Source organism: Chloroflexota bacterium (assembly GCA_020850535.1).
GTDB lineage: Bacteria > Chloroflexota > UBA6077 > UBA6077 > JACCZL01 > JADZEM01.
Genome location: JADZEM010000116.1, coordinates 51,553 through 75,890, shown reverse-complemented (window position 1 = coordinate 75,890; position 24,338 = coordinate 51,553). Strand labels below are relative to the sequence as shown.

Genomic DNA, 24,338 nt, shown 5'->3' with positions numbered 1-24,338 from the left:
AGCAGCGCTGGTGTTCATCCCGTGAGCGCCTGCACCACCCGCTCGGCCGCCCGCTCGTCAAGCGCACGGTCGCGCGATGCCTTGCCGCCCCCGCCGCGAATCGTTCCGCGCAGGCCCTTGAGGTTGGTGACGGGGTAGGTGCTGCCGTCGATCCGTAGTTTGGCGGCCGGGTTGGTGAACGCGATGACCGCGTCGACGGGCGGCTGGCTTGTCTCGGGGATGCCACCCTCAGCCAGCTTCTTGCGGACGCTGGCGATGGCCTTCGCGGCATCCTCGCCCGGATCGCCGAACGGCTGCCCGCCGAACAGGCCGCTGAGCCGCTTGAACCCCGACCCCGCGTCGCGACTCCAGGTGTTCGAGCGGCAGGAGATGCTGCCGTCGTGCGTCCGCGTCACGATCACCTGGATGCCGGCTGGCCCGACGAGCAGATAGTCGGGCAGCTTCGTGGAGGCGAAGGCGACGAAGTGGAACCGTCGGTCCAGGCTCTTGAGCGTCTTGACCAGGACGGCATCCTGCCGGTTGCGCGGCCCGAACCGCCGCAGGAAGACCTGCCCGACGTTGTAGAGGATCAGGCCGATGATGATGGCCCCGTAGGCCATGCCCATCTGTTCGAGCGACGGCTCGGGGTTCGACCAGGAGATGTAGAGCCCCACGGCGAACACGGCGAGTGCGCCGAGATGCGCCGCGCTGGCGAACCTGACACGGGTGGTGATCAGCTTCTGATTGACGACGACGTGCATCTGGCCCGTCCGTTCAGAACGTTGGAGCCGAGGTCGCCGAGCGTCCGAGGGGCGCGAGGTGGCCGTGCCGAGTCGTCGCGCGGGAGTCGGACGAACATGCTGCCCGGGGGCTCAAGTGGCGGCAATTATATACGTGCCCTGAGGGAAAACCCGGCGGTCGTGGCTGACATATGGCGAAACTGCGCTCGCCGGGCCGGCTGACGCGCTATCGCGGTGCGCGGTCGCCGGCCTCAAGCTCGCGCAGACCGGTGCGAACGTTCGTCAACGCCTGTTCCAGCCGCTCCTGAACCCGGGACAGCACGGTCTCGGCGTACTGCTCGGCCTCCTCGCGCACCTGCTGTGATTCGCGCTCAGCCTGCTCCTCGATCTGGTTGGCGCGGTTCTGCGCGCCGCGCACCACCGCGTGCTCGTCGATCATGCGGTTCGCGCGGTTCTCAGCGCCACGGATGATCCGCTCCGTCTCCTCGCGGGCCTGGGCCAGGAGGTGGTCGCGCTCGGCGATGATCCGCCGGGCCTCCTTGATCTCGTTCGGCATGGCGACGCGAAGCTGATCCAGGATGTCCAGGCACTCCTGCTCGTCTACCAGGGTGCGCGCCATCAGTGGCACGCGCGAGCCGGTCACCAGCGTCTCTTCGAGCCGGTCGAGCAGGTACATGAAGTCGACGGCTCCGGCTTCAGCGTCGGACATCGGCTCGCCGGTCATGAGTGCGCTCGCTCGTAGCGCTCGCGCAGCGCGGCTGCCACCGACGATGGGACCAGATCGTCGATCTCCGCGCCGCCGCTCGCCACTTCCTTGAGGCGGCTGGAGCTGAGGTACGCGAACCGCAGCGAGGTCATCAGGAACAGCGTCTCGATGTCCGACTCCAGGTGACGGTTCATAATCGTCATCTGGTACTCGTAGTCGAAGTCGCTGACGGCACGCAGGCCGCGCACGATGGCGCAAGCGCCCCGCTTGCGCGCGTACTTCACCGTCAGCCCGGAGTAGCCCTCGACGATGATCCGCCCGTGCGGGCTGCCGTCGCCGATGCTCTGCCGCGCCAACTTGATCCGCTCCTCCGGGCTGAACAGCAGCGACTTGGCTGGCCGGTCATAGACGGCAACGATCAACTCGTCGAACAGCAGCGCCGCCCGCCGCGCGATGTCGACGTGACCGTTGTGGACCGGGTCAAACGTGCCCGGGTAGATTGCGAGCCGCTTCGCAGGCGGCGTGCTCGGGGTACTCAGTGTGTCCTCCGTGAGTCAGGCTCAGGCTTCCAGGGTGTACAGGCTCACCGCTGCCGCGCCGTGCCGACGGGACCGCTGGAGCTGCAGGCACTGACCGTTGCTGCCTTCGCCAATTCGGTCTGGGGGCTCGGTCGTGCTGCCATGCTCCCAGATGAGCACCCCGTGTTCCGCGAGCAGACCCCCCGTCACCAGTTGACCAAGCAGAGATTCTACGCCTTCGGCGTCGTACGGCGGATCGAGCAGTATTAAATCATAGGGTTCACGGAATGTCGATACGGCCCGCTCACTCGAAAGCGCATGGACGCGCGCACGGCCGGCGAGGCCGGTCTTCGCCAGGTTGGCCGCGATGGCTCGGCGGGCGTCTCCGCTCGAATCGACAAGGTCCGCGTGCGTCGCGCCACGGCTCAGCGCCTCGATGGCCAGCGCGCCGCTGCCGGCGTACAGCTCCAGCACGCGCGGCCACGCGACGGCCGCTGCGAAGCGGCCATCCCCGTCGTCGTCCGAGGCCGGCTCGACGCCGCGCCGCAAGGCCTCGGCCTCGAGCATCGAGAAGATCGCCCCCTTAGCCTTGTCGCCGGTGGGACGGGTGGGCGCGCGGTCCGGCGCGCTCAGCGGCCGGCCGCGCGCCATCCCGGCGATCACACGCATGGCGTCTCTCTGCGCAGCGGCTCGCCACTCATGCGGCCTCCAGGTGTGGCCGAACCTCGTGCGCCACAAACTCGATGGCGTCGAGCGTGGCCCACTGCTTGGCGATCAGCAGCGGCGGGCGTTGCGGCGCCACGATCACCGACGTGCCCAGCTCGACGCGCGTTGTCAGGCCGGCCACGAACGCCAGGACGGCGAACGGCTCCCAGAAGTTCTTCGTCGCCTCGGGGTTGGACGAGCCGGGCGGACCGTATGGATGCATCGACGTCATCGCCGTCGGAATGGCGACGTGGTCGGAGACCCAGACCGAGTCCAGGCCGAGCGTTTCGGCGGTGCGGGCGAGCGTGCCGATGGACTCGGCGCTCGCGGCGGGGCCATTGCTGCCGAGGTGAATCCCGATCTTCACGCGCACCCTCCCGACGACGACGCTCGGACCTACACACCAGCCAGACGCACCGGCCAGGAGAGGATACCCCGAAAACGGTCCGGCTTTACGGGCGGGCGACGGCGAACAGGACGGCCTGCGATGCGTCGATCAGCCCATCGGCGGTGAGCGTGACCTGTGGCGCGAGTTCGGCGAGGCAGGCGTCACGCAAGCGCGCCCGCCGGTCGGGCGGCATCGGCGCGAACATCTGGTTCGGGGCGGGGAACGAGATGCGCCACTCCCAGAACTCGGCCAGCGACGCGAAGTGGATCGGCGGGCGCTCGCGGACCACCTCAGCCGCGCCGAAGCCGCCGACCTCGCCGAGGGCCGCCGCCAGCCGCTCGGGCGTGTCGATGGGCAGATCGTTCGGCGGGGCGGCGCGGCTCGGACCGAGCCCCTGGGCCCCGTACCAGCGGTCGAACTCGCGCCACAAGGGGCTGAGCTCGTCGCCCCAGGCCGCCAGCACCAGCCGACCGCGTGGGCTGAGGATGCGCCGAAGCTCGGCCAGGGCGCGGCGCGGCGTCGGCAGGTGGTGGAGCGCCAAGGCCAGCGTGATCAGATCGATGGCGCCAGTGCCGAACGGCAGCCGCTCCAGATCGCCTTGCACCAGCCGGGTCGGCGGCGAGGCCAGGCGCGCCGCCCGCAGCATATTGGCCGAGAGGTCCATCGCCACGCGCCAGGGCGCGATGCAGCCGATGGTGCGTCGGTCGTCCGTCATGGCCGGCACCAGGCCGGTACCGGTGGCGAGATCCAGGTGGATATCGTCGTTGAGCGGCCGGGCGAGCGACACCACGCGCCGCGCGATGGGCACGAACGTCGGCGCGATCAGGCGCTCGTAGCGTGGCGCGGCGAGATCGTACGCGCCACGCATGTCCCGCTTCACCGACGCCGCCGGGTCTGCCTGGGGCTGCGCCGTCACCAGGCCTCCGGCGGCCGGGCCTGAAACTGCACCTCGCGCTCGACCCAGGCCGCCGCCCGAAAGAGGGTCGGCTCCTCCAGCCGCCGGCTGACCAGTTGCACGGCGAACGGCAGGCCATCGGCGCTGATGCCGCTCGGCAGGCTGATCGACGGCAATCCGAGCAGCGACCATGGCGACTGAAACGAGGGATCGCCGGTGGTGTCCCGGCCGGGCGGCAGGTTGGACGCCGTTGGCAGCAGCAGGGCGTCATACGGGGCCATGAACGCCGTCGTCTGGGCCGCAAGCTGCCGGCGCAGCCGCTGCGCGTGCAGGTAGGCCCAGGCCGGCAGCACCTGTCCGAGCATCGTGGTCGAGCGGATGCGCGGGTGATACGCCGAGCGGTCGCGGCCGAGGGCGTCGGCGTGGACTTCGGCGGCCTCCGAGAGGTTGGTGATGCCGTGCACCGCGAGGTAGAGGTCGAAGTCGGCCGGCAGGGCGAGCCGCTCGACGGTCGCGCCGGCCCGTTCGCACTGGCGGGCCAGCGCCTCGACGTGCGCCGCGACGGCCGGTTCGGCGCGCTCCAGGAGGTCTGTCAGCAGGGCGAGGCGCGGCGGCGAGATCGGCTCGCGGAGGCTGGCCGAGTAGTTGGCGACCGGCGCATCCAGCGCGTGCGGATCGCGCGGGTCATGCCCGGCGATCGCTTCGAGCACCAGCGCGGCGTCATGGACGGTCCGCACGATCGGACCGGCGTGGTCGAGGCTCCAGGCCAGCGGCAGGATGCCGTGGCGACTCACCCGGCCATAGGTCGGCTTGAGGCCCACCGCCCCGTTGTAGGCTGCCGGGCGCAGGATGGAGCCGCCGGTCTGCGTCCCGAGCGCCAGCGGCACCAGCCGCGCCCCGACGCTCGCCCCAGAGCCGCTGCTGGAGCCGCCTGGTGTGCGGTCGGCCCGCCATGGGTTGACGGTGGGCGAGGGATCGGCGGACGCAAACTGCGTGGTGACGGTCTTTCCCAGCAGCACGGCGCCGGCTGCCTTGAGCCGCGCGACGGCGTGGGCGTCGTCCTGGGCGAGATTCTCCTCGAACGGCGCATAGCCGGCGACCGTCGGCAGGCCGGCCGCGTTGAAGATGTCCTTCACCGCGAACGGCACGCCGTGGAGCGGCCCCAGCGGATGACCGCTGCGGACGGCTGCGTCAGCCGCGCGGGCTGCCGCGCGCGCTCCCTCGGCATCGACCGTTACGAAGGTCCGCAGGGCCGGCTGGGATCGCTCGATCCGTGCCAGCAGCGCCTCGGTCAGCTCGATGGGCGACCGTTTGCCAGTGCGGATCTGGTGGGCGGCCTCCACCACGGTCAGGTTGTGCGGCTCGCTCATGGGCGTCGGCTCCGTCTCTGCGCGGTGCTACGGCTCGATATCGGACCGCTCGAACGACTCCTGCGAGATGCGCCAGAGGGCGCGCGCGGCGGATGGGACCGCTTGCTCGACCTCCGGGAGCGCATCGTCGCCCCAGGCCGCCGAGGCGGCTGAGCGCAGCGCCGCCTCGATCTCCCCGACGCTCAACTCGGGATTTCGGCGCACCGCCATGTTGCAGCCTCCCTCCAGCACCCGACCCTGCGGTGATCGTAGACGACCGGCGGCCCGATCCGCAGCATCCTGCTACCCTTTCACGCTGTCAGGACGGAGGATGGCATGAAGATCCGATCGGTCTGCCTGGGAATCGAGTCGGGGCCGCAGGTCGACGTGGCGGCCATCAAGCAGGCCGGGCGCTTCCTGGCGCAAGCGGCTGAGCGCTTCTCCGCGGCCGGCTACGACGTGCAGACCACCCGCCTGGCCCTGACGCCGTTCGCCGAGGGCGGCCCCGCCGGCGATGCTTCCTGGGTCGGACCGTTCGCCCGCGAGCTTGAGGCTGCCTGCAAGGCTGAGAGCATCGGCTTCATCTCGATGGGGCCGATCCGCTGGGGCGTGGTCGGACCCGAGGCCGGACAGCGCTACGCGAACGCCCTGGCCGATGCGCTGGTGTCCACTGAGGCCGTGAACGGCGCCATCGACACCGTCGTCGACGGCCGGCCCTCGGGGGGCGCAGCGCTGGCAGCCGGCCGGATCATGGCCCGGCTGGCGCGCGGCACGGATCGCGGCTTCGGCAACTTCCGCTTCTGCGCCATCGCCCAGTGCGGGCCGACCATTCCCTTCTTCCCGGCCGCCTACCACAGCTGCGGGCCGCCGCGCTTCAGCATCGGGCTGCAGGCCGCCGACGAGGTCCGGCGAGCGTTCAGCCAGGACGGCGGCCTGGACGAGCTGGAGCGGCGGCTCGGTGAGACGCTGGGGGCGGCGGTCCAGCACGTCGAGGCTGTGTCCCGGCGGCTCGCGGACGAGACCGGCGTCCTGTACGGCGGGGTTGACCTGACGCCGGCGCCATTCGTGGACGACGCCGACAGCGCGGTCGGGATGCTCGAAGACCTCGGCGTCGAGACGTTCGGAGCGGCCGGCACGCTGGCGGCGTCGGCGGCGCTCACGGGGATGGTCAAGCGGCTGCCGCTGGCCCACGTCGGCTACTCCGGCCTGATGCTGCCGGTCCTGGAGGACACCCTGCTGGCAGCGCGGGCGTCGGCGGGGATGGTCAGCGTGTCCGAGCTGCTGCTCTACTCGGCGGTCTGCGGCACCGGCCTCGATACTGTGCCGCTGCCCGGCGACGCGACAGCGGAGGACCTCGCGGCAATTGTGCTGGACGTGACGGCGCTGGCTTGCGCCCTGAAGAAGCCGCTGAGCTGCCGGCTGTTTCCCGTGCCCGGCAAGTCCGCCGGCGACCTCACCGAGTACGATTCGCCGTATCTGGTCAACGGCCGCGTCCTGCCGCTCAAGGCGCACCCCGGCCGCCGCCTCTTCGAGCGGTACGGCCCGTGAACGCCAGGCGGCGGGATACCGGTCGGCCTGGGGGCGCCGTATGAGAAACCTGCTGTTCCTCGGGGCGTTCGTCCTGCTGGCGCTGGGCATCTTCTTCGCCAGAGACCGCGTCAAGCGCGCCTGTCAGATCGGCGCGGTCCTCTATGCGATTGTCCTGGTGGTGCGCCTGGTTCTGTTCGGCTTCCAGGATTCGGACAACATCCTCGACATGCTGGCCGTCGCCGCCATCTTCCTGGTCATCTGGCTGATCGGCTGGGCCGCCACGCGGGCCGTGCTGGAGTACCGGGCGCGGTCGGGCGGCCCACGCCGCTGAGCGACCGTTCGGCCGCCTTCGCTCGATCCGTGGCGCGTCATCGCACGAAATGGCCGAATGTCCGACCTCGCAGACGGTACACTCGCACCACATGACGCGAGTACGACGATGTCTGCCGGCCCTGCACGCGCTCGCCGTGCTGCTGATGCTGGTCATGGTGGTCGCGGTCGGACCGTCGCCCGTCCCGGTGCTGGCCCAGACTGCCCCGCCCATCGCCAGCCCGACGCCCCGCGCGCCGGCCGGTGCGCCGACGGGGCCGGCCTTGCCGGCCTCACAGGATCGGGCTTCCTACGATCTGCGAGCGACCTGGGACACGGCTCACCGCCAGATCCGTGGTGCCGGGGTGATCACCTACCGCAACGACTCGCCGGACGTGCTGAGCAGCATCTGGATCAAGCTCTATCTGAACGCCTTCCGCGGCGAGCAGACCACCTGGATGCGCGAGTCGTCCGGGCAGCACCGTGGCAGCGACTACGATCCCGCCCAGCCCGGCTGGATCGACCTGGAACGGCTGACGCTGGCCCAGACCGGCGAGAGCCTGCTGCCGGCGACGGTCGATCCGCTGGCGACGACCGTGGAGGCCCGGCTGCCGGCTGCCCGCGCGATCCAGCCGGGCGAGACGGTCCAGATCGAGATCGCCTGGACGAGCCAGCTGCCGCGCGTCTTCGCCCGGACCGGCGTGGCCGGCGACTTCGTCATGGCCGGCCAGTGGTATCCGAAGCTGGCCGTCTACGACCGGGGTGCCTGGGACACTGAGCCGTGGCACGCCAACGCCGAGTTCTTCGCCGATTTCGGCAGCTACAGCCTGGCGCTCACGGTCCCGTCGAGCTACCTGACCGGGGCCTCGGGGACGCGCGTCGGGTCGATGACGAACCCGGACGGCACCACCACGACGCGCTACCTTGCCGAGTCGGTCAGCGACATCGCCTGGACGGCGTGGCCCGAGTACCGTCTGTCGGGGACGGTCGTAGAGGTGGCCGGGCGGCCCATCGAGCTGGAGTTGCTGACGCCGCGTTCGTTGCCGGCCAGCACCGAGCGTCGGTACTTCACCGCCGCTCAGGTCTCCCTCGACGCCTTCGGACGGTGGTTCGGGCCGTATCCTTGGCCCAAGCTGACGCTGGTGGTGCCGCCGGACGATGCCGAAGGGGCGGGCGGGATGGAGTACCCATCGCTGGTGACGCTCGAGCTGCCGGTGCATGGGCCGCTCGGTATCGAGCAGGGTGTGCGGATCGTCGAGATCGTGACGGCGCACGAGATCGCACACCAGTGGTCGCCGCTGCAACTGGCGTCCAACGAGGGCCGCGAGGCGTGGCTCGACGAGGGCTTTGCCGACTACGCCACGATCCGCGTGCTGGCCGAGATGTTCCCGGCCGACCGCACCATGCTCGACCTCGGACCGGTCCACTTCGGATACGAGGAGTCGCACCGCACCCAGTTCTTGATCGCGGGCGCGCGCGAGCGGTTGGCCCAGCCGTCCTGGGAGTATTCCGACTTTCTGGCCTACGGCGTGACCGTCTACTCCAAGGGGGCGCTGGTGCTGCTGACCCTCGAAAAGCAGTACGGCGAGGAGCGGTTCCTGCGGGCCATGCACGACCACGCCGACCGCTGGCGCTGGCGTCACCCGACGACGACCGATCTCCAGCAGTCACTCGAAGCGAGCCTTGGCGAGCCGCTGGACTGGTTCTTCGGGCCGCTGGTCTTCGGGGCAGGCGTCGTCGAGTACGGCCTCGAAGACGTGTCAGCCTCAGGGGCGACTGTTCTCCGGCAGGGAGACGTCCCCTTCCCGGTCGAGATCGCGCTGACCTACGCCGATGGCCGCACCGACCTCGTGCCGTGGGACGGTGTCTCCGGCCGCCTGCGGATCGCCGGGGTATCCGGCCAGCTTGCGCGGGTCCAGATCGACCCGTCCTGGAAGATTCGCCTGGAGCTGAACCGCCTCGACAACGGTCAGGACGTGTCGCCCAGCCCGCTGCCACTGGCGACGCTGCTGGCGCGCGTGCTCGGAGTGGTTCAGGCGGCGCTGCTTGTGGGGATGCCCGGGTGATCGCCCGCGTGAGCACTGGCGTCCTCCTGGTCCGGACAGTCCGTCTGGCGCTGCCGCTCTACGGGGCGTCGCTGGTGCTGGCGTTGCTGCCAGGGCTGGTGGTACTGATCGGGTTCAGCTCCCTGGCCGACGCGCGACCGTGGCGGTCCGAGTTGCTCGGGCCGAACTGGCTCAACCTGCTCGCCGAGCTTGGCTCGGAGGCGATCCAGGCCGGCGGGTCGCGCGTGCTGGCGCTGATGGCGCTCGCGGGCGTGGTGCTGTTGCCGCTGGTGGCCGTGGCCCACGTCCTGGTGTATGGGTACCTCGCCGGCGGTGTGCTGGCCTGCCTCTGGCAGGGCCACGCCGACATGGCGACCTTCAGGAGCGCGTGCCGCCGCTGGTTCTGGCCGATGCTCCGCCTGTCGCTGTTCGGCTGGGTGCTCGGGACGGGCACGAGCTTCACGATTCAGGTGGCCTTCGCGCTGGTGGGCGACTGGCTGCCGTCTGACCTGGGGATCGCGCTGGTGGTGGCGGTGCAGGGGCTCATCGCTGGCTGGGTGGAGCTGGCCCGCGCTCTCGCAGTGAGAGATGAGACAAGGAGTGTCTTCCGGGCGGTCAGCCGGGCGCTCGCGGTCGTCCGCCGCCCGCTGGTGCTGCTCCTGTGGCTCGCGCTGCCGCTCCCGACGTTGGGCCTCGGTTTCGCGGCCATCAACCCGCCGGCGCTCTCCGCCGACGGGTCAGCAACCGATCTGCTGGCGGCGCTGGCCTACGGTCAGGGGGTGGCGCTGCTGCTGGCCTGGGCGAAGGTGGTGCGACTGCTGGTGGCGGTGCGGCTGGCGGCGCTCGCACCGCCGTTCGGCGAGCCGCTGCGCACGGTGTAGGCGGCCGCTCACCAGCCGAGCGAGCGTCCCTCCTGCTGTGCGCGGAGTCGGTGCAGATGCGCCCCAATCGGTTGCCCGCCTGGCCCGAGAAGATCGGGACGCAGCTCGGCGAGCGGCGCAAGCACGAACAGCCGGTCCCACATGTGGCGGTGGGGCACCTCAAGGCCCGGCTCGCTGATGTGCGACGCCCCGTGCAGCAGCACGTCGATGTCGATCTCGCGCGGGCCCCAGCGCTCGCGGGCCTGACGCCCAAGCGAGCGTTCCAGCCGCTTGAGGGTGTCGAGCAGCGTTCGACCGGACAGGGTGGTCAGCGCCTCGACGACGGTGTTCAGAAACGGCGGCTGATCGAGCACCCCGACCGGGGCCGTCTCGTAGAGGGTCGCCCGTCGCAGAACGCGGATCTCCTGCTCGGCGTCGAGCTCTTGGATCGCCCGCGCGAGGATGGCTGCGCGGTCGCCCAGGTTTGCGCCCAGGCCCAGGTAGACTGGCGTCCAGGTCGGCGGTGACCCGTCCCAGCCGTAGACCAGCGCATCGGACATCCTGGCGACCTGCACGGCCGGCTCGACGTCGTGGACCCGGACCATGTCCGCGCCGGCGGCCACCGAGATCGACACGGTCGCCAGCGACCCGGCCAGCCGCTCCTCGACCGGCCGCCCGAGGACAGCCCCGACAAAGCCTTTGCGGGACGCGCCCACCAGCAGCGGCAGCCCGAGCGCCGCCCGCACCTCGCGCAGGCGGCGCATGATGGCGATGCTGACCGGCGGCAGCTTGGCGAACCCCAGGCCTGGATCGACCAGCAGCCGACTGCGGGGCATCCCGGCTGCTGCCGCGACTCGAACGCTCTCCGCGAGGCCAGCGGTCAGCCAGGCGACCACGTCATCTGGATCGTCGGGTTGGCGGCGGCGCCAGTGCCCGACGATCAACGTTGCGCCGGCCTGGGCCGCGACCTCGGCCAGCCGTGGGTCGAAGGTCAGCCCGCTGACATCGTTGACGATGGATGCGCCGGCCTCGAGCGCCGCCGCCGCGACCTCTGCCTTGCGGGTGTCGATCGAGATCGGAATCGGAAGCTGGCCGCGCAGCCGCGCGACGACGGGCAACACCCGCCGAAGCTCCTCGTCAGCCGAGATCGTGGTGTGGCCCGGGCGGGTGCTCTCGCCTCCCAGGTCCAGTACGTCCGCACCTGCCTCCGCCAGCCGGTGCGCCCGCTGGATGGCCGCGTCCAGGCCGCCGGCCAGCCCGTCCCCCGAGAACGAATCCGGCGTGATGTTCAGAATGCCCATGACGAGGGTGCGCGTGCCGGCCCGCAGGTCGGGTGTGTGGGGGTCGAGTGCGCCTGGAAATGGCATGCCGCTCCATTCAGGGCGAGAGGTGGCTGCTCAGGGTGAGAGGTGGCTGCAAAGGGGTGACGCGCCGTGCCGGTGGCCAGGCAGGGCGGCTGACCAGGGTCGTAGCAGCGACCGAGAGCTACTGGTGTCCGGTCACGATTTTCATGAGACTTTCAACTACGGTTCAGATGGCATTCACCGACAACTCAGGACAGAACGGTACGGTATCTGCAGCCATGATGTGCCTGTCATGTGGGGTGTACGGGCGCACCCGAGGCGAGTCGTACCACCTCGTCTGACGGAGGGGACATGACCACCACGTGTCTTTCCAACCAGTTGTCGCTGCTGATGCTCCTCGCGGTCCACAGTGAGGTTACCACTCGGGAGCTTGCGCTCTCGCTCGGCATCACCGAACGGGCGGTCCACCGCATTCTGCGTGACCTTGCCGAGAGCGGATACATCACCATCGGCAAGCGCGGGTATCGCAACCAGTACACCGTCCATCCTGAGATGTCTGTCGGGCACCCGGCCTTCCCGACCCTGACGCTGGGCGAGCTGCTGGCTCCGGTCATGGGGCGCGGCACGCTGAACGGCGTGCGCCGGGCCGAGGGGACGCTCGTCGCCCTGGCCTGATCCGCGGGCGCCGCCGGACATCGAACAGACGACGAGCGCCCCGCCTCAGCGAACCGGTCGCTGAGGCGGGGCGCTTCGCGTGGGGCGAGTCTTACCAGCCGGCGGCGGCTCCGTCGCTGCGCGGATCGGCGGCGGCCCAGAGCACGCCCTGCGCGCGGTCGATCTGGATCGCCTGGGCGTGGCCCATGGTGTCGCTCCAGGCTGGAGTGGCGCGGACCTCGTGGCCCATGGCGGCAAGCTGCTGGCCGGCCGTCTCGGCAAGCGGGGCCTCCAGGCTCAGCGCCAGCGAGGCGTTGCCCCAGGTCCGTCCGTACAGCCAGCGCGGCGCCTCGATGGCCCGCTGCACGTCGTACCCAAAGTCGAGGATGCGGGTGACCATGGCCGCCTGGGTCTGCGGCTGGCCCTCGCCGCCCATCGTGCCGTAGACCAGCGAGAGGGCGTCGTCCTTGACCAGCATGGCCGGGATGAGTGTGTGGAAGGTGCGCTTGCCCGGCTCCAGACGGTTCGGGTGGGACGGGTCCAGCGAGAAGAACGCACCGCGATTCTGGAGCAGCACGCCGGTGTCGCCCGCCACGACGCCCGATCCGAAGTCGAAGAAGACGCTCTGGATCAGCGAGACGGCGTTGCCGTCGGCGTCCACGGCGCAGAGGTAGCAGGTATCGCCGCCAGTTGGGGCGGTCTGACTGCTGCCCTTGCGGTTCGGATCGAGCTGGGCTCGCAGCGATGCCGCGTGCTCCTTCGACAGCAGCCGGTCGAGCGGGATCGCGTTGAAGTCGGGATCGGTCAGGTAGCGGTCACGGTCCACGAAGGCGATGCGCGCGGCTTCGGCGAGCGTGTGGACGTAGGCGGCCGAGCTGTCGCCAAGGGCGGCCACGTCGATGCGGTCGAGGATGCCGAGGATCTCCAGCGCTGCGAAGCCCTGGGTGTTCGGCGGCATCTGGTAGGCGGCGTGGCCGCGATAGGTGGATTGGATCGGCTGCACCCAGTTTGCCTGGTTGGCCGCGAAGTCGTCGGCGGTTAGCAGGCTGCCAAGAGGGCTGACGTAGCCCGCGATGCGCTCGGCCAGCTCGCCCCGGTAGAAGGCGTTGGGGCCGCCCGCGGCGATGGCCGTGAGGGTGCGTGCGAGGGCTGGCATCGCCAGCTTCTGGCCCATCCTGAGCGGCTGGCCGTCCGGCCGGAATGTCGCGCGGGTGGTCGGATCGGCGTCGAGCACCTCGGCGTCGGGGATCGACCAGGCGGCGAGGCTCTCAGGGACGCCGAAGCCGTCCCGCGCCAGCCGGATCGCCGGCCCGAACAGGTCGGCCCAGGGCAGCTTGCCGAGCCGCTGGTGAAGCGCCCACCAGCCGCCGACGGCCCCGGGCACGGTGACGCAGGCCAGCGGGCCGCGCATCGGGATCGATGAGTGGCCGCGCTCGCGGTACCAGTCGATGCTGGCTGCCGCGCCCGAGCGCCCGCTGGCGTTCAGCCCTTCGACGGTGCGCGTCTTTCCGTCCCAGACCAGTGCGAAGAGGTCGCCGCCGACGCCTGCCATGTGTGGGTAGACCACGGCCAGCACGAGGTTGGCGGCGATGATAGCGTCGGCTGCCGAGCCACCGCGCTGCAGCATGGCGAGGCCGGCCTGGGAGGCGTTGTGGTGGGGCGCGGCGACGGCCCCCTGGGTGGCGAGAACCGGCTGCCGGCCGGTCCGAGGAAGTGACATCGTGTGCGCCCCTCCGAAGAGTACCGCGCCGATTGTAGCGAAGGGTCAGGGCGTGCGCGGGTGAGCGGACGCCGCTCGTCAGGAGGGATATCCGGACATGCTATACTGACGCTCGGCCCCGGGCTGCTGTCCGGTGCGCCCTGGAGAGGTCGCATAGCCTGGCCTAGTGCGCGCGACTGGAAATCGCGTACTCCTCCGGGAGTCGAGGGTTCGAATCCCTCCCTCTCCGCCAGCCGCCCCTGCACGACGGCGAGCCGGCCCCAGGCCGAAGCTGTCGGTGACGGGCGCCTCTGGGGAAGTGTCGGAATTGGCAGACGAGCATGACTTAGGATCATGTGCCCGCAAGGCGTAGGGGTTCAAGTCCCCTCTTCCCCACCGACTCCGAAGCCGTCTCAGCCTTGAGGCGGCTTCTCTGTTGCAGGCGGGGCGTCACCCGGATGGGCGACGTGTCGAAGGCGCGCCGCACCAGAAGCGACCACAGGCGCTCAAGCCATCTGCTCGAACGCCCGTGGGTCTGAGGAGTCTGGGTCAGGAACAGGTGTCTGCCAGCAGTTTCGCCCCTGCCGTACGGCAGACAGGAAGTCCGCTCCCGATCCAGTAAACGTAAGTATACCGCGCGGTTGCCTAGGCCTCACGGAATCCCATCGCTTCGTCCTGTATAACGTCGCAATGATGCCCGGGGTGACGGCCTCCATTGCGCATCTGCAAGGACGGGTGCGTGGGTAGCCTGACGGCGTTCTTCCTTGCGGTCATGTCACAGCCACTCGATTCCTCACGAGAATAGCTTGACGGCCCACCGGTCGATGCGTATAGTGAAAAGACGGAGCGTGCTTCTCAGCAGGGATGCACCTCCACCCCGAAACACACGGAATGAAGGAGGAGCGTATGCGACTCATCAAGCCGATTGTGCTTCATTGCAGGTGGCAGGTGGACACGTAAGCCTCGTGCAGCGATCTGTGCGGGGCGGAAGGTCACCTCGACCACGTAGCGCCTGAGAACGCGTAGAGGGCCGCTCCAACACTGGAGCGGCCCTCTTGTCTGTCCTGGCGCCGGCTGCCTGGTCGGCCCGACCGTGTGCCCGCGGGCCGAGCGCCCGCCCGCCTACGGCCTGGTGGCAGGCTGGAACACGAACGTCGGCTTCGGGGCGAACAGGCCCGGGTCCTCTGCCTCGTTTGATCCACCGGCTGGCGGTGCTGCCTGGTTGAGCGTCGACGTCGCTGCCGAGGCGGCCGTCACGGTGACCGCGCTTCCGCCCTGACCGCCCGAGGAGGCTGTCGTCTCGCGGCCCTTCGCATCGCGGTATCGCACGAACACGTTGCCGCCGGAGGCCACCGTCTTGGAGGTCGCGAACGGCTCCCAGGTCGCGCCAGCGAAGTCCGGCTTGTTCGACACCATGACCTCGGTCGCCTTGCCGATGGCCTCGGTCGAGCCAGCCGGCGTGCACTCTTCATTCGAGAGCCGCACCGTCACGCCACCGCTCGTGTTCGGCTCGGAGATGATCGGGAGGACGTTCGGCCTGCATCCGAACTCAACGACCCAGAACTGACCGTACGGGCCACCCTCGACATAGGCCGCGCCCATCTCGCGCCAGTAGCCACGCAGCAGCACGCCGCGATGCAGCCGGTCAGAGAGGAGCCAGTTGGCGGCAGCTTCGGCGGTCTGGCGGGCCGAGATCACTTCCAGCACCAGCCACGCCGTGCCGGCCGGTGCGCCGTAGCCCGCCTTGAGCGCCCGAGACTGCGGCGTCGAGCCGTCCAGACCCTCGTGCTCCATGTAGCTCTTCGCCGCCATGTCCTGTGCGTGCCCCTTGGCAGCGGCGTTCAACTCGGGCGTCAACGCCAACGGGCCGAGGCCCTGCGCCACACGCGCCTGGTTGATCAACTGGACGATGCGCTGCTCCGGTGGAGTCAGCTGCTGGGCGACTGCTGTGAGAGGGATGCCGACCAGTGCGACGACGGCGGCCATCCACAGAAACGTCAAGCGTGCTATTGGTCCGCTCCTTCGGCTCGAATTGGGCAGCACGGGAGTCGGAAGGCGAGCCGCTGGCTACGTTACCACACCAGCCAGCGGTTGTCCAACCCTGCGCCGCGACAAGTCGCTCCCTGTTGTAGCAAATGCGAGCGTCTCGGTTTCCCGTCGCCGTGCGAAGCGCGCACGCGAGAGGCAAGATCCGACGCCGCTTCATCCGTGACAACGGCCGTTGCCGGCCAAAGGTGGACGTTTGCCGCCCCGCCGTTGCTGCTCTGGCCTCGGGCAGCGTGCTATCCTGATCTTCCGCGCTCGATACCAGGAGGCACGACAACAGGTGGCGTCAGGACAGACAGAGTTCGGTCCCGTGGTGCGCATTGAGGCAGACGCGGTCGGCCCTCCGGGGCGGCGCGCGTTCCGGCTGCTCGCGATTCGTGACGACGCGACGGCCTGGCTGTGGGTCGAGCGCGAGCAGTTACAGGCCCTCGCGATGCTGATCGAGCAACTGTTGACCGGGCTGCCGGCCCTCGACTTGCGCGCCTCCGCACCGCGCGGTCAGGCGTCGAACCCGCAGCAGGAGGGCGCGGCGGCAGCCTCGCCAGACGTCGAGTTCAAGGTCGGGCAGCTTGCGCTCGGCTACGACGAGGCCGAGCGGCTCTACCTGATACTCGCGCACGACGTCGAGTCCGATGGCGATGGTCCGGCTCGCTTCAGCTGCCAGGCGACCCGTCCGCAGCTGCGGGCGCTGGCCGAGACGATTGTCCCGCTGCTGGCCGCCGGCCGGCCGCGCTGCCCGGCCTGCGAAGCGCCGCTCGGGTCCGGAAAGCACGTCTGTCCGCGCTCGAACGGGCACGCCGCCCGCGCCGCCGAGGACTGACGCTCGGCCCGCCGAAAGCTGACGCTCGGCCCGCCGAAAGCTGACGCTCGGCCCTACTGGCCCAGCGCGAAGATGAACAGCCGTCCGCTGGCGGCGTCGGCCACGAACAGCCGCCCCGCCACCGACGCCACGCCGTACGGCTTGCCGGGCACGTCGGCCACCGCCAGCTCGCGACCGTCAGCGTCCAGCAGCCGAACTTTCGACTCCTGCGGGTCGGTGACGGCGATCGCGCCGTCCGCCACGACGGCGAGGCGGGCCGAGTCGATGGTGTTGCCCTTCGCCATCGACCAGCCGCCCAGCACCTGGCCGCTCTCGTCCAGGATCGCGAGCCGGCCGATCTCCGGCAGCCCGACGTAGATGCGCCCGGAGGCGTCCACCGCCACCTCGGTCGGCTGCTCGAACGGCCCGAACGACGACGTCGGCGTGACGGCCTTGACGAGCCGGCCGCCGGTCTCGCCGATCACCAGCCGGTTGCGGCCGGTGTCGGCCACGTAGATGCGTCCATCTGGCCCGATGGCGAGACCACGAGGGCGGTACATGCCCCACTCGCCGCCGAGCGTCGCCACGACCTCGCCGGTCGGCGCCAGCTTGACGATCAGCGAGCGCTCGGAGTCGGCGAGGTACACGAACCCGTCGGCGTCGGCCGCGATGTCCGAGACCTGCTCCAGGGCCGGAGCGCGCTGCTGCAGGGCCGTGAGCCGCTGCCGTTCCTCGTCGAGGCGCGCCACGTGCCCCGTCATGTCAGACGCGTAGACCGCGCCGTTCCGTGAGGCGGCCAGCGTGCGCGCGGCACGAGCGCCGCCTTCCCCCTGCGCGTCCCCGGCCGGCTGCAGGCCCAGTCGCGCCAGCGCCGTCGTGTTCGTCGCAGATCCAGCCGTCTCACGCGGCCGGCGGATCACGCGCGAGCCTGTCGAGAGGCGCGGATGCTCGTCCCGCCAGACTCTGGCCGTCAGCGCTGGCTGTCCGGCTTGCAGTTCGCCGATCCAGGCGTCGATCTCGTCATAGTCGATGGCGGGCTGGCGGGCCTGTGCGCTGGCCGGCGTCCCGATCCAGCCGCCGTACCCCTGCCAGCCGAACACGGCGTAGGCTGGGATCGCCGCCAGGAGGATGGCCCGGGTGATCGATGGGAACGGCAGCACCAGCACTAACCGCTCGAGCGCCTCGGCCACCAGCAGGTAGAGGCCGGGCAGGGCTACCAGCGCATCCCCAAGCGTCGGGACGCGGGGGCTGACCAGCTGACTGCCGACCAGCGGTATCAGCAGGGCGGCCAGCGGGAGCGCCCGCGATGGCATCTTCCAGGCGGCCAGCCCCAGGCCAGCCAGCAGCAGCACGCCGGTCAGGCTGTCGAGCGGCGCGGTAGCTGGCGGCTGGTAGCGCTGATCGGCGGGGACGCTCGGGTCCAGGAAGATGAAGGCGCGGATCAGGTGCTGGGCACGCGCCCGCACGGTGTTGGGCGGGTCAAGTGGCGCGCCGGCTGCCACGAGCATGGCGGGTGTTGAGAGCGGCGCCGAGATCAGCGCCGAAACCCGGGGCGCGGCCACCAGCAGGCCGCCGGCCAGCAGCAAGCACAGCGCCACCGAGAGGCGCGACCGGTAGCGGCGGTTGACAGCCGCCATCCAGACGACCGGCACGCACAGCACCGGCAGGGTCCAGATCGCCGAGGGATGCCAGTAGAGACCGGCTGTGCTGGCCGCGCCGGCGGCGAGCCACGGCCCCAGGCCGCCGCGCCGCATCGCGGTGTGCAGCAGGAGCATCGCGGCGGTCGCCCAGCAGCCAGCGAACGCCTGCAGCTCGCCGTTCCGTCCGAAGAAGATCGACCACGGGCTGAACGCCAGCAGCGCCGTCGCCGTCAGGCTGACCACCGCGCCAAAGCGCGTCCGGCAGAGTGCGTAGAACAGTCCGGCGAACGCCACGCTGCCGATGGCGGCGTAGAGGCGCAACGCAAGCTCTGGCTCGGGGCGCAGCAGGCGCAGCACGGTCACGGGCAGCAGCGCGAGCCCCGATGCGCCCAGCCCCATCTGCCCGAACAGGCTGAACCCGCGATCCGCCGCGATGGCCTCGACGGCCGCGAGCTGGACGGTCTCAGCCGTGGAGACGTTCGGCTCAAAGATGCCGGGGCTGGCGAGGCGCACGAGCGCAGCCGCGACCAGCAGCAACGCCAGCAGGACGCGCTCGGGCGCGATCGGCCCGGGCGCGATCGGCCCGGGCGCGATCGGCCCGGGCGCGATCGGCCCGGGCGCAGCGGCGTCAGGCCCGGCCGACCCCGCTGGTGAGTCGGTGGCGGATCCGGCGTTCGACGCTGGCGCGCTCGCCGTCGCTGGCGCGCCTGCCACCGGCGTGGCTGGCGTCTCGGCCGAGGTGGCTGGCGGGTGGGTCGGGCTGTCGTCCTGCGCGTCCATCACCGGCGGTCAGCGTCCGGGCGGCGGCTGGAAGAACTCGACGGTGTTGCCGTCAGGATCGCGCACATAGAAGGCACGTGCGCCCGTGTTCGGCCCTTCGAGGATGGTCACCGGCCCGGTGGAGCGGGGCGCATACCCGGCGGTCACCAGCCGCGCATAGTGCTGCTCGATGTCGGCCACCCGAAAACAGACGTGTCCGCTGGCCGGTCGGTACGTCTCGCCGTCGTTGGACGCGCCGGTTGGCTGCAGGTACTGGAGCAGCTCGACGCGGGCAGTGTCGCCGGGGATGCCACAGAACGCCAGCCTGATCCTGGCGCCCCGGTAGCCGACGATCTGCCCGATAGTCTCGTCCGCGCGGTCGGCGACGACGAACAGCTCCAGGCCGAGCACGTCACGATAAAACCCGATGGCTCGGTCAAGGTCCGAGACGGTGATGCCAGCGTGGTGCAGACCGAGAAGCATGGTGCGCCGTCCCTTCCTCGGTGAGAGCGTGCGGCGGGGCGATCCCGCCCCACGTGCGCCTGTTGCTCGCGACCCTTGCGTGTCAGCGGCTCGCATTCTACCGCGCCACCACCTTCCCACGGCAGGCGTGCTGGGTGTGGCGCGTATCATTCGTCACACTCTCCCCGCCCTGGAGCTTTTCGATGACGACGCTCCGCGATGCCCTTGCCGCCGTCTCCGGGCAGGCCGGCTCCCCGACGCCCGCCGGCCCGAGCACGCTGACGCACCTGGACTGCACGTACTGTGACCAGCGCTACGACGCCGATCGCCTGCAAACGGTCTGCGCGTCGTGCGGCAAGGTGCTGTACGCTCGCTACGATCTGGCCCGTGCCCGGCACACGTTGACGCGCGAGTCGTTGGGGCGGCGGCGCTGGGACATGTGGCGGTACCAGGAAGTGCTGCCCGTCCGCGACCCTGCCAACATGGTCTCGCTGGGCGAGGGCATGACGCCGCTGGTCCCGGCGCGCCGGGCGGGCGATGCGCTCGGGTTGGCCGGGCTGCTGCTCAAGGACGAGGGGAAGAACCCGACCGGCTCCTTCAAGGCGCGCGGGCTTGGCTGTGCGGTCTCGCGGGCGAAGGAGCTGGGCGTCAAGGCCATCGCGCTGCCGTCGGCGGGCAACGCGGCCTCGGCAGCCACGGCGTACGGCGCGGCTGCCGGGCTTGAGGTCAACGTCTTCATGCCGCGCGATGTGCCAGACGCCAACCGCATCGAGTGCCTGGTGTACGGCGCGAACGTCACACTGGTGGACGGCCTGATCAACGACGCCGGCGCGAAGGTCCGCGAGCTGGCCCCGCGGCGCGGCTGGTTCGACGTGTCAACGCTCAAGGAGCCCTATCGTCAGGAGGGCAAGAAGACGATGGGGTACGAGCTGGCCGAGCAGTTGGGCTGGACCCTGCCGGACGCGATCGTCTACCCGACCGGCGGCGGCACCGGCATCGTCGGCATGTGGAAGGCGTTCGCCGAGATGGAGGAGCTGGGCCTGATCGGCCCGAAGCGCCCGAAGATGATCGTCGTGCAGGCCGAGGGCTGCGCGCCCATCGTGCGGGCCTTCGACCGTGGCGAGCGTCACGCCGAGCTCTGGCAGAACGCGCACACGGCGGCGGCGGGCATGCGCGTTCCGGTCGCCATCGGCGACTACCTGATCCTGGACGCTGTGCGCGAGAGCGGTGGAACGGCGCTCACGGTCAGCGAGGGCGAGATCCTGGAGGCGCAGCTCGACCTCGGCCGGCTCGGCGGCATCTACGCTGCGCCGGAAGGCGGGGCGACCTACGCCGCGCTCAGAAAGCTGGTCGCCTCGGGCTTCGTCAAGCCCGACGAGCTGGTCGTGCTGTTCCAGACCGGCATGGGCCTCAAGTACGACCCGCCGATCTCGTAGGCGCGGCCTGCGCCAGGTCCGCTCACACCCGGGCTGGCCTGGCGCGCGTCCTGGCGGCGTCCACGAGAGGGCCGGTGTCATCGGCCGGGGGGCCGCCTCGTTTCCGGTATCCTCAGCCGTGCTGAGGAAGGGGCAAGTCTGGTGATCGTCTCGGTGGCGATGAACGCGCGTGGCGTTCGGTCAGTTGAAGGGCGCGTCTGCATCATGCTGGACGTGCTGCGGGCGTCCAGCACCATGCTGGCGATGTTCGAGGCGGGCGCACGCGAGCTGCGGCTGGCGGAGACGCCGGAGGATGCGCTGGAGATCGCCGAGGGACGCCGCGACGAGTTCTGGGTCTGCGGCGAGCGCGACGGGCTGAAGGTGCCGGGGTTCGACTTCGGAAACTCGCCGGTCGAGGTTGACGATGCGAACCTGGCCGGCCGCGAGGTCGTCTACGTCACCTCGAACGGGACCGGCGCGCTGCGGGCCGTGGCCGAAGCCCCGCTGGTGCTGGTCGGCAGCCCCCGCAACGAGGTCGCCGTGGTCCGCCACGCGCTCCGCGAGGCCACGGCGAACAACTGGGACATCCTGATCCTCTGCGCCGGCGACAACCGGGCGTTCAGTCTGAGCCTCGAAGATACGTTTGTGGCTGGCATGCTGGTCGAGCGACTGGTGAAGCTCAGCCCGCGCCGTCTGCCGCCGGAGGAGGCCGCGACCGACCCGATGGCGCTCGGGTTGTCGGACTCGGCGATTGTGGCCCACCGGCTGTTCCGCTCGTACCTTGCCCCCCACGAGAAGCACGCCTCGTCGGAGACGATCCGCGCCATGTTTGCCGAGTCGCGAAGCGGACGCGATCTTCCCAGCAAGGGGTACGGGGCCGACCTGCTCTACTGCTCGGAGATCGACGTCACCACCGTGGTGCCGCACCTGGAGCTGCGCGACGGGCGGCTGGTCGTGGTGGCGCAGGGTTCAGGTGACGCGCGCGACGCTGACTGAGCGGCTCGCGCTTGCCCTGATCCTGCTGGCGGGGCTTGGGCTCCGCGTCTGGCTGCTTACAGGCCCGTTCGGGGAGATCGACGCCGACGAGGCCGTCGTCGGATTGATGGCGCTTCAGATGCCCGGGGAGCTGCCGGCGTTCTACTGGGAGCAGCACTACCTCGGCACGCTGGAGCCGGTCACTGCCGCGCTGCTGTTTGCCGTCGTCGGGCCGTCGGCCTGGGCGCTCAAGCTCGTGCCGGCCCTCTGCTCCGTGGCGTTCGTCGGCCTCGTCTTCGCCGTCGCGCGGGGGGCGTTCGGCGCGGGGCCAGCCCTGCTGGGTGCTGCGTACCTCGCGCTGCCGCCGTCGTTCTTCGCGGCCTGGAGCGTCAAGGCCCGAGGCGGCTATCCCGAGGCGCTGGCGCTCGGCACACTGTGTCTGCTGGCCGCCCAGCGGCTGGCTGACCGGCCAGCGGACACGCGCCAGCGCGCCCTCGGCTGGTGGGGACTGCTCGGGCTGGCGGCCGGGCTGGCGCTCTGGACCCATCCGATGGCGGCGGTGCTGGTGGCAGCAGCCGGACTCTACCTGCTGGGCGCGCTCAGACCGTGGGCCGCCAGCCGCACGGCCCTGGTCGGGCTGGCGCTCCCGCTTGGCGTGGCGGCGGCCGGTTTCCTGATCGGCCTCGGCCCGGCCATAGCCCACAACCTGGCCGGTGGTTTCCCGAGCCTCCGCTTCGCCGCCGAGGGCGGTACCGAGCCGCGCGCCGCCCTGGTCAACCTCTGGGGGCTGGTCCGCTACGGCCTGCCGGTGCTGGTCGGGCTGGCCGAGGGCACGCCGTCCCGGGAGCTGCTGGCCCTGGACTGGCCGACTCGGCCGGGCAGCAGCTGGCTGGTGACGGTGGCGCTCCCGTTGTTCGCGCTCGGCGTCGTCTGGTGGCACCGGCGGTCGCTGGTGGCGCTGGTCGCCGGTGGCGAGGACGAGCGCCGCCGAGCGGCCATCTTCGTGTTGGTACTCCTGCTGGTGCCGCCGTTCGTCGCCGTCAGCCGATTCGCGAACCTCTGGGCCGAGCCGCGCTACGCGCTGCCCGTCTACGCGGCAGCTCCGTTGGTGACCGCCATCATCTGGGAGGTATGGCGGCGGCGGCGCGTCCTCGGCGGTCTGTTGATGGCGCTGCTGCTCGGGTTGAATGTCTGTAGCCTGCTGGCGAGCGACTACCGGCTGTCGCTGCCGACGAGCGCCGGTGCGTCAACGGCGGCGAACCGCGCCGAGTTGATCGCGGCGCTCCAGGCGCGGGACATCGACCGGATCTATACCGACTACTGGCTGGCGTATCCGCTGGCCTTCGAGAGCCGCGAGCGCATCGTGCCGTCCGTCTGGTCGAGCGGGTTCGGGCGGCGGGCCGTCTACTCGCATCTGGTCTCGGTGGCCGAGCGGCCGGCCTTCGTCTTCGCGCAGGGCACGCCCGGCGACGCCGAGTTTCAGGCGCGGCTCGCAGGCGTGGGCGGGCGCGCCGACCGTGAGACCATCGCTGTGTACCACGTCTACACACACGTCGAGCCGCTCGAACCGCTCCGCAAACCGTAGACGCTCGCAAGACGTCTACGCGCTGTCGGCCTCCTCAGGATCGCTTGCGCGGTCCGCGCTGACCTGCTGCTCGGTCCAGGCCTCGCTGCCGATCAGCGGCACGAAGCGCACCCGGCCCAGGTCCGAGACGTCGACGCCGCCGGCCGTGCGCTCGATCACCACCAGCCGCTGCTGCCGCAGCGACCCGACGGGCATCACCAGCCGCCCGCCAACGGCAAGCTGGTCGAGCAGCGACATCGGCACGGACGGCCCGGCCGCCGTCACGATGATGCGGTCGTACGGAGCGCCGGCCGCCCACCCGATCTGCTCTTCAGCCTGGTGGACGGCGACGTGCGCGTAGCCCAGCTCGGCCAACAGGGCGGCGGCGCGCTCACGGAGGGCTGGCACGCGCTCGACACTGGTCACCGACACGCCCATCTCCGCGAGCACTGCCGCCTGGTAGCCCGACCCGGTGCCGATTTCCAGGACGCGCTCGCCGCCGGTCAGCGCCAACGCTTCGGTCATGTTGGCCACCACGATGGGCTGAGAGATCGTCTGATCCAGGCCAATCGGCAGGGAGGTGTTCTCGTAGGCGCGCGCGGCCAGCTCGGGCGGCAGAAAGCGCTCGCGGGGCGCCCGACCGATGGCCAGGAGTATCCGCTCGTCGCGCACGCCCTGATCCCGCAGCTCCTCAAGAAGGCGCTGTCGCTGCTCGGCGTAGGTCATACTCGCCGTCCTCCGCGCATGGCTGCCGCGTCCCGGATCACGCAGGCATGGTACCGCGAAGGCCCGACCGATACGCTCGGAGCATGCGCGGGCGAGCGACATCCGTGCAACATGCATGTGCGCTTCGATCAGATGCAAGGAAGCGTCGAATGCGACCTGCTGACGGCTTCTTCCGGACGTTCTTTGACCGGATTCACACCAGAAACTGCCTGAGAGCCCCTGGCCGACGCCCTAAAATCCCCTTTTGCTTGTGGTACAAGGAACGTACCGA

23 protein-coding genes and 2 tRNA genes are annotated in these 24,338 nt (G+C 70.5%); 11 read left to right on the top strand and 14 right to left on the bottom strand.

What is annotated here, in order from left to right:
• Positions 1-14: 14 nt before the first annotated feature.
• The 8 genes from IT306_16095 to IT306_16060 all read right to left on the bottom strand — a co-directional run bounded on the left by IT306_16095 (position 15) and on the right by IT306_16060 (position 5,511).
• Positions 15-740, bottom strand: coding sequence for an NERD domain-containing protein (locus IT306_16095; protein ID MCC7369948.1), 726 nt, complete (start codon positions 738-740; stop codon positions 15-17).
• Positions 741-945: 205 nt separating this feature from the next.
• Positions 946-1,443: a hypothetical protein gene (locus IT306_16090; protein MCC7369947.1), complete on the bottom strand. Its 498-nt coding sequence runs from the start codon at positions 1,441-1,443 to the stop codon at positions 946-948.
• The gene (gene coaD / locus IT306_16085; protein ID MCC7369946.1) at positions 1,440-1,964 is read right to left on the bottom strand and encodes a pantetheine-phosphate adenylyltransferase; all 525 of its coding nucleotides are present in this window, start codon (positions 1,962-1,964) and stop codon (positions 1,440-1,442) included. The genes IT306_16090 and coaD overlap by 4 nt, the downstream gene beginning before the upstream one ends.
• 21 nt (positions 1,965-1,985) lie before the next feature.
• A complete protein-coding gene (locus IT306_16080; GenBank protein ID MCC7369945.1) occupies positions 1,986-2,594 on the bottom strand; it encodes an RsmD family RNA methyltransferase in 609 nt (202 codons plus the stop codon).
• Positions 2,595-2,640: 46 nt separating this feature from the next.
• Complete coding sequence (locus IT306_16075) at positions 2,641-3,015, bottom strand: LLM class flavin-dependent oxidoreductase (protein ID MCC7369944.1); 375 nt, start codon at positions 3,013-3,015, stop codon at positions 2,641-2,643.
• 85 nt (positions 3,016-3,100) lie between these two features.
• Positions 3,101-3,952, bottom strand: a complete 852-nt coding sequence (locus tag IT306_16070) for a class I SAM-dependent methyltransferase (protein ID MCC7369943.1) — start codon at positions 3,950-3,952, stop codon at positions 3,101-3,103.
• A complete protein-coding gene (locus tag IT306_16065; GenBank protein ID MCC7369942.1) occupies positions 3,949-5,301 on the bottom strand; it encodes an amidase in 1,353 nt (450 codons plus the stop codon). Before IT306_16065 ends, IT306_16070 begins: the two co-directional genes overlap by 4 nt.
• A gap of 27 nt (positions 5,302-5,328) precedes the next feature.
• Positions 5,329-5,511 carry a hypothetical protein gene (locus IT306_16060; protein MCC7369941.1) on the bottom strand — a complete coding sequence of 61 codons (183 nt, stop codon included), beginning with the start codon at positions 5,509-5,511 and terminating at the stop codon, positions 5,329-5,331.
• A 105-nt stretch (positions 5,512-5,616) separates the two neighbouring features.
• Here IT306_16060 and IT306_16055 point away from each other — a divergent pair, with 105 nt between their 5' ends.
• From IT306_16055 to IT306_16040, 4 genes are all read left to right on the top strand, one after another.
• Positions 5,617-6,828 (top strand): DUF711 family protein, encoded by a 1,212-nt coding sequence (locus tag IT306_16055; protein MCC7369940.1) that lies wholly within the window; start codon positions 5,617-5,619, stop codon positions 6,826-6,828.
• A gap of 40 nt (positions 6,829-6,868) precedes the next feature.
• Entirely contained in the window at positions 6,869-7,141 is a 273-nt protein-coding gene (locus tag IT306_16050) for a hypothetical protein (GenBank protein ID MCC7369939.1), read from the top strand.
• A gap of 91 nt (positions 7,142-7,232) precedes the next feature.
• Positions 7,233-9,185, top strand: a complete 1,953-nt coding sequence (locus tag IT306_16045) for a M1 family metallopeptidase (protein MCC7369938.1) — start codon at positions 7,233-7,235, stop codon at positions 9,183-9,185.
• Between the two features lie 8 nt (positions 9,186-9,193).
• Positions 9,194-10,045, top strand: a complete 852-nt coding sequence (locus tag IT306_16040; protein ID MCC7369937.1) for a hypothetical protein — start codon at positions 9,194-9,196, stop codon at positions 10,043-10,045.
• An 8-nt stretch (positions 10,046-10,053) separates the two neighbouring features.
• On the opposite strand, the gene folP is transcribed toward IT306_16040, so the two are convergent.
• Positions 10,054-11,391 (bottom strand): dihydropteroate synthase, encoded by a 1,338-nt coding sequence (gene folP / locus IT306_16035; protein ID MCC7369936.1) that lies wholly within the window; start codon positions 11,389-11,391, stop codon positions 10,054-10,056.
• A 288-nt stretch (positions 11,392-11,679) separates the two neighbouring features.
• Between folP and IT306_16030 the strand changes: the two genes are divergently transcribed.
• Positions 11,680-12,003, top strand: coding sequence for a winged helix-turn-helix transcriptional regulator (locus IT306_16030; GenBank protein MCC7369935.1), 324 nt, complete (start codon positions 11,680-11,682; stop codon positions 12,001-12,003).
• Positions 12,004-12,094: 91 nt separating this feature from the next.
• Here IT306_16030 and ggt read toward each other — a convergent pair whose 3' ends face one another.
• Entirely contained in the window at positions 12,095-13,702 is a 1,608-nt protein-coding gene (ggt, locus tag IT306_16025; protein MCC7369934.1) for a gamma-glutamyltransferase, read from the bottom strand.
• Between the two features lie 142 nt (positions 13,703-13,844).
• Between ggt and IT306_16020 the strand changes: the two genes are divergently transcribed.
• Both IT306_16020 and IT306_16015 read left to right on the top strand, forming a co-directional pair.
• Positions 13,845-13,934, top strand: a tRNA-Ser gene (locus IT306_16020).
• 60 nt (positions 13,935-13,994) lie between these two features.
• Positions 13,995-14,077: transfer RNA gene (locus IT306_16015), tRNA-Leu, on the top strand.
• 726 nt (positions 14,078-14,803) lie between these two features.
• On the opposite strand, the gene IT306_16010 is transcribed toward IT306_16015, so the two are convergent.
• Positions 14,804-15,682 carry a CAP domain-containing protein gene (locus IT306_16010; GenBank protein MCC7369933.1) on the bottom strand — a complete coding sequence of 293 codons (879 nt, stop codon included), beginning with the start codon at positions 15,680-15,682 and terminating at the stop codon, positions 14,804-14,806.
• Positions 15,683-16,037: 355 nt separating this feature from the next.
• On the opposite strand from IT306_16010, the gene IT306_16005 reads away from it, so the two are divergent.
• A complete protein-coding gene (locus tag IT306_16005) occupies positions 16,038-16,547 on the top strand; it encodes a DUF3090 family protein (protein ID MCC7369932.1) in 510 nt (169 codons plus the stop codon).
• A gap of 53 nt (positions 16,548-16,600) precedes the next feature.
• On the opposite strand, the gene IT306_16000 is transcribed toward IT306_16005, so the two are convergent.
• Both IT306_16000 and IT306_15995 read right to left on the bottom strand, forming a co-directional pair.
• Positions 16,601-18,949: a glycosyltransferase family 39 protein gene (locus IT306_16000; protein MCC7369931.1), complete on the bottom strand. Its 2,349-nt coding sequence runs from the start codon at positions 18,947-18,949 to the stop codon at positions 16,601-16,603.
• A 6-nt stretch (positions 18,950-18,955) separates the two neighbouring features.
• Positions 18,956-19,408 (bottom strand): VOC family protein, encoded by a 453-nt coding sequence (locus tag IT306_15995; GenBank protein MCC7369930.1) that lies wholly within the window; start codon positions 19,406-19,408, stop codon positions 18,956-18,958.
• Positions 19,409-19,590: 182 nt separating this feature from the next.
• Between IT306_15995 and IT306_15990 the strand changes: the two genes are divergently transcribed.
• The 3 genes from IT306_15990 to IT306_15980 all read left to right on the top strand — a co-directional run bounded on the left by IT306_15990 (position 19,591) and on the right by IT306_15980 (position 23,362).
• The gene (locus IT306_15990) at positions 19,591-20,823 is read left to right on the top strand and encodes a threonine synthase (GenBank protein MCC7369929.1); all 1,233 of its coding nucleotides are present in this window, start codon (positions 19,591-19,593) and stop codon (positions 20,821-20,823) included.
• A 141-nt stretch (positions 20,824-20,964) separates the two neighbouring features.
• The gene (locus IT306_15985; protein MCC7369928.1) at positions 20,965-21,798 is read left to right on the top strand and encodes a 2-phosphosulfolactate phosphatase; all 834 of its coding nucleotides are present in this window, start codon (positions 20,965-20,967) and stop codon (positions 21,796-21,798) included.
• Complete coding sequence (locus IT306_15980) at positions 21,776-23,362, top strand: glycosyltransferase family 39 protein (protein ID MCC7369927.1); 1,587 nt, start codon at positions 21,776-21,778, stop codon at positions 23,360-23,362. The genes IT306_15985 and IT306_15980 overlap by 23 nt, the downstream gene beginning before the upstream one ends.
• A 15-nt stretch (positions 23,363-23,377) precedes the next feature.
• Here the strand turns inward: IT306_15980 and IT306_15975 are convergent, their stop codons facing one another.
• The gene (locus IT306_15975; protein ID MCC7369926.1) at positions 23,378-24,067 is read right to left on the bottom strand and encodes a protein-L-isoaspartate(D-aspartate) O-methyltransferase; all 690 of its coding nucleotides are present in this window, start codon (positions 24,065-24,067) and stop codon (positions 23,378-23,380) included.
• Positions 24,068-24,338: the final 271 nt, after the last annotated feature.